This window comes from Rhodococcus chondri (assembly GCF_036327435.1).
Lineage (GTDB): Bacteria > Actinomycetota > Actinomycetes > Mycobacteriales > Mycobacteriaceae > Rhodococcus > Rhodococcus chondri.
In genome coordinates, this window is the sequence record NZ_JAUZMZ010000254.1 from 1 (window position 1) to 5,017 (window position 5,017).

At 70.6% G+C, this 5,017-nt stretch carries 5 protein-coding genes; 2 read left to right on the top strand and 3 right to left on the bottom strand.

Going from position 1 to position 5,017, the window contains the following annotated elements; all coding sequences use genetic code 11:
* The coding region (locus Q8814_RS24375) for an iron chelate uptake ABC transporter family permease subunit (RefSeq protein ID WP_408015980.1) at positions 1-459 on the bottom strand (459 nt) is incomplete at its 3' end.
* Positions 456-1,883, bottom strand: coding sequence for a FecCD family ABC transporter permease (locus Q8814_RS24380; protein ID WP_330154544.1), 1,428 nt, complete (start codon positions 1,881-1,883; stop codon positions 456-458). The genes Q8814_RS24380 and Q8814_RS24375, both read right to left, overlap by 4 nt.
* A 194-nt stretch (positions 1,884-2,077) precedes the next feature.
* Here Q8814_RS24380 and Q8814_RS24385 point away from each other — a divergent pair, with 194 nt between their 5' ends.
* Complete coding sequence (locus Q8814_RS24385) at positions 2,078-2,809, top strand: hypothetical protein (RefSeq protein ID WP_330154545.1); 732 nt, start codon at positions 2,078-2,080, stop codon at positions 2,807-2,809.
* A 230-nt stretch (positions 2,810-3,039) separates the two neighbouring features.
* Positions 3,040-3,474 (top strand): PaaI family thioesterase, encoded by a 435-nt coding sequence (locus Q8814_RS24390; protein ID WP_330154546.1) that lies wholly within the window; start codon positions 3,040-3,042, stop codon positions 3,472-3,474.
* Between the two features lie 27 nt (positions 3,475-3,501).
* On the opposite strand, the gene Q8814_RS24395 is transcribed toward Q8814_RS24390, so the two are convergent.
* Positions 3,502-4,944 carry an NAD(P)/FAD-dependent oxidoreductase gene (locus tag Q8814_RS24395; protein WP_330154547.1) on the bottom strand — a complete coding sequence of 481 codons (1,443 nt, stop codon included), beginning with the start codon at positions 4,942-4,944 and terminating at the stop codon, positions 3,502-3,504.
* Positions 4,945-5,017: the final 73 nt, after the last annotated feature.

The window sequence follows — 5,017 nt, forward strand, 5'->3', positions numbered from 1 at the left end:
GGTGAGTACGATCACCGCGACCGCGGCGGCGCCGGCACCGGCGGTGATGCCGAGGATGTCGGGGCTGGCCAGCGGATTGCGCGACAGGGACTGGGTGACGGCGCCGGCCACGGCGAGGGCGGCGCCGACGACGAGGGCACCGACCCCGCGGGGGAGCCGCAGGTCGACGATGATGAAGCGGTCGAGTCGTTCGCCGCCGCCGACGAGCACCTCGAGGACCTGGGGGACGGACATCGGGTAGTCGCCGCGACCCAGGCTCACGCACATCAGCAGGAACGCGGCGAGGGCGAGCAGCACGCACACGGCCACCATGCGGCCGCGCCACACCACCGAGACGGTGCCGATGCGGAAGGCGGGACGGGCGGGCACGGCGGTGGAGACGTGGATGGGGGAGCGGGTACGGCGGGTCCGGTCCGGCGAGGTGTCCTGCGCGGCGGTGGTGGTGGTCGGGTCGGTCACAGCGACACCAGCTTCCGGCGGCGGACGAGGGCGATGAAGAACGGGGCACCGATGAGGGCGAGCACGATGCCGACCTGCAGTTCGCCGGGGCGCACGACGATGCGGCCGACGACGTCGGCGAGGACGAGCAGCACCCCGCCGAGCAGTCCGGCGTAGGGGACGAGCCAGCGGTAGTCGGGGCCGGTGACGGCGCGGGCGATGTGCGGCACGATCAGCCCGACGAAGGCGATCGGTCCGCAGGCGGCGGTGGCGGCGCCGGTGAGCACGGTGAGGGCGGCGATACCCACGACGCGAGTGGCGACGATGTTGGTGCCGAGTGAACGGGCGACGTCCTCGCCGAGACTCAGGACGTTGAGCGCGGGCGTGCTGGCGAGGGCGACGACCGTGCCTGCGAGGAGGAACGGCAGCACCTGCCACAGCACCTCCATGCCGCGGCCGGCGACGGAGCCGACGACCCAGAAGCGGTAGCCGTCGAGGCTGGTCTGGTCGAGCAGCACGATGGTCTGGGTCATGGCCTGCAGGAAGAACGCGACGGCGGCGCCCGCCAGGGCGAGGGACAGGGGATTGGATTTGCCGCCGCCGATGGAGGCGAACCCGAAGACGACGACGCTGGCCGTCAGGGCACCGGCGAACGCGAACCACAGGTACTGCGCGGGGGTGCTCAGCCCGAACAGGTAGATGGACAGGACCACGAGGAACGCGGCGCCGGCGTTGATGCCGAGCAGGCCGGCGTCGGCGAGGGGGTTTCGGGTGTGGCCTTGGATGAGGGCGCCGGCCACGCCGAGCGCGATCCCGACGAGCAGGGCGAGCAGGGTGCGGGGGATGCGCAGGGAATGGACGATGATGTCGGTTTCGGCGCCGTCGTTGACGATCAGCGCGTGGTAGACCTCGGCGAAGCTCATCGGGCGGGCGCCGACGGCGACGCTGGCGAGCAGCACCAGCATCAACAGCACGGTCAGCGCGGCGAGGCCGAGCAGGCGGCGGCGGCGCAGGGCCGCGACGCCGGTGTCGGGGGGCAGCGGGGTGAAGTGGTCGTGGGCGGCGGTGCGGGTGGTGACCACGTCGGTGCCGCGGCGCAGCAGGGCGCGGCGGGTGCCGACGGGGTGGCCGGTGTCGCGGTCGCGGGTGATCAGCCCGGTCCAGTGTTTGCCGAGGCTTGCCCCGGTGTGGCCTTCGCGGTGACCCCGGTTCCACACCAGGATGCCGAGTGCGATGAGGACGGCGGTGCCGCCGAAGACGACGCGGTCGGTCTGGCCGCCGCCGTCGGCGTCGGCGAGGGTGTCGACGAGGAGCGCACCGACGGTCAGGGGCAGGGCGAGCAGCGCGAGGTCGAGGAGTTCGGCGACGACGCGACGGCCCGCGCCGGGTGGGCCGGTCGGGTCGGATACCGAGGGACGGGCATCGGGGTGACGGGTGGTGGTCACGTGCGCAGGGGCTCCTCGGGAGTGCGACCGTGGGTCGGGACGGAAACGGGTCTGCGAGTTAGGTTACGGAATCCTATTTTCCGGTGGGGCGCGGTGGGGTGATGCTGCCGCGTCGAGTTGCGCCACTGCCACCGAAAGTGCAATGGTAAGCCTTACCTAATTAGGACTTGGCTTCGACGATCGGGAGGTGTCGGATGACGACTCTGCTGCTGCCCTCACCCACGCGTACGCGCACCGCCGCGCCGGTGCGCGCCTTCGAGGACACGCGCGCACGGCTGCGGGCGCTGACCGCCGGTACGCCCCGCGTCTACGCGGTCGCGTGTATCGATGAGGAACCCAAGCGCCGCTGGTGGCACCTCGGCGGCCCGGAGCGGCAGCAGCGACTCGAGTCGCTCTACCGGCGCGCACTGGACGATGTCGACGACCCCCGGATCGCGGTCGAGCAGGTTGCGGGCGCCCTCTTCCACGCCGTCGTGGGCCGGGTGCTGGCCTCGATGGCACTCGAGGGCCGCGCCTGGGATCCCGGGCTCGACAACCTGTGGCTGCACCAGGACAGCGACGGCTGCATCGATTGGGCCGGGGTCGCCGACGACACCCTGCGGGTACTGCCGGGGGATCCGGCGGCCGGCACCGCCGACGTCGTGGTCCTGCCCTGCGAAGAAGCCCTGGCGGTATGGACCGCCCACCGCGCCGTCACCGCGCTCACGGCGGTGCATCGGGCGCTGGCACGGTGCGCGCCGCTCGACGCCGCCCGGTTCTGGTCGTTGGTCGGACGGGCCGTGGTGGCCGGGGCGGCGCAGTTGCCCGTGCTCGGCGGGGCGTCCCGCGTGGTCGCCGCGCGACGAGGGCAGCTTCTGCTCGATGCGTTCGTCGCCGCAGGTTTCCCGGTCCGAGGGGTTGAAAATTTAGGGCAGCCTTCCCTATAGTTGGGGGGTCGGCTACTGCCGGACCGTGCCGGAGTCCTGAGGGCTGCAGAGACCCCCGGTCCATCCCACGGCGGGCCCCGCACACCGCGGGGCCCGCCGGCTCGTCTGCCGACCGGCGACGACGCTGGACGGGCATCGCCGAGAGTCGAAAACACCGATGTCCTACCATCGTTCGACAGCCACCGGCGCCGACGCCGGGACGTGGCCACGACGAACACGGGAGACCTCGCATGACCGACCTGCCCTTGCACGACCCGGCGACAGTGACCACACTCAACGCGACCGGCTTCGGGACCGCGCTCGGCCTCGAGTTCACCGACATCACCGCCGATCAGGTGCGGGCACGCTGGACGGTGACACCGAACCAGCACCAGCCGTACGGCATCGTGCACGGCGGGGTGTACTGCGCGGTCATCGAAACCGTCGCGAGCATGGCCGCAGCCGCGTGGTTCGGCGACCGCGGCAACGTCGTCGGCGTCAACAACAACACCGATTTCCTGCGCGCCACCCGCGAGGGAACCCTCACCGCCGTCGCCACCCCGGTCCATCGGGGCCGCACCCAGCAACTGTGGCGCGTCGCGATCACCGACGAACAGGACCGCACGGTGGCGCAGGGACAGGTCCGGCTCGCCAACATCCCCGATTCGGACCGGCTCGGGCACTGACACCCGAGCCGGCCCGACCGCCAGGTGTCAGCCGGCCGTCTTGCGGTCGGCGGCCGGCGCGGTGTTCGCCCCCGCCCCGTTCGCGGCCGAGCCGTCCGCGCCCGAGCCGTCGGCGCCGGGGGTGAGCTCGCCGTCGGTGTGCGCCCGCAACCGCTCGATCGCGATCCGGGCGAAGACCTGCTGTTCGGTCGCGGCCATCTCGTTGCGACCACTCGAGAAGAATGCCTGCGTCCACGACAGCAGCGTCGACAGCTTCGACGAGAACCCCACCAGATACAGCAGGTGGATGAACAACCACGCGATCCAGCCGAGGAAGCCGCTGATCTCGAGCTTGCCGACCTTCGCGACGGCGCTGAACCGCGAGATCGTCGCCATGCTGCCCTTGTCGAAGTACTTGAACGGTGGACGCTGCGCCGGGTCCTGTCCCTCGATCGACGAAATGATCTGCCGTGCAGCATATTTGCCGCCCTGCATGGCGACCTGTGCGAGTCCGGGCAGCTTGTCGAGCGACATCATGTCGCCGATGACGAACACGTTCGGGTAGCCCGGCAGCGACAGATCCGGCAGCACCTCGACCCGTCCCGCCCGATCGATGCCCGCACCGGACTGCTCGGCAAGCTGCTTGCCCAGCGGGCTGGCCGCCACACCGGCCGACCACACCTTGCACTGCGATTCGAGGCGCCGCTCGGTGCCGTCCTTCTCCTTGACGGTCAACCCCTCCGCGTCGACACCGGTGACCATCGCATTGAGCTGGATCTCCACCCCCAGCCGCTCGAGCGTCTTGCGGGTCTTGCGGCTGAGTTTGCCGCCGTAGACCGGCAACACCTCCGAGGCGCCGTCGAGCAGAACCACCCGCGCCTCGGTGGAGTCGATATGACGGAACGCATCCTTGAGCGTGCGGCGCGAGAGTTCCGCGATCTGCCCGGCCAGCTCCACCCCGGTCGGACCCGCCCCCACCACCACGAAGGTGAGCAGCCGTGACCGCTCGTCGTGGTCGTCGGACAACTCGGCCTGCTCGAACGCCCCGAGAATCCGGCCCCGCAACTCGAGCGCATCGTCGATGGTTTTCATGCCGGGCGCGAACTCGGCGAAGTGATCGTTGCCGAAATACGACGGCCCCGCACCCGCGGCGACGATGAGACTGTCGAATTCGGTGACCGTCTGCCGCTCGAGGAACCGGGACGTGACCGTCTTCTTCTCCAGATCGATGGTCTCGACCTCCCCGAGCAGCACCTGCGCGTTCTTCTGCTTGCGCAACACCATCCGGGTGGCCGGGGCGATATCACCGACCGACAGAATGCCCGTCGCCACCTGGTAGAGCAGCGGCTGGAACAGATGGTGGGTGGTGCGACCGATGAGGGTGACCTCGACATCGGCGCGCCTGAGTGCCTGGGTGCCGAACAACCCACCGAATCCGGATCCGATGACCACGACACGGTGACGACGAGACTCACCCGGCTGGACGCTCATGCATGCTCCTTCACAGTTCTCGGCGCGACCGGACCACCTGCCCCCCCCGCCCCCCCCCCTGTCGGGGGGACCA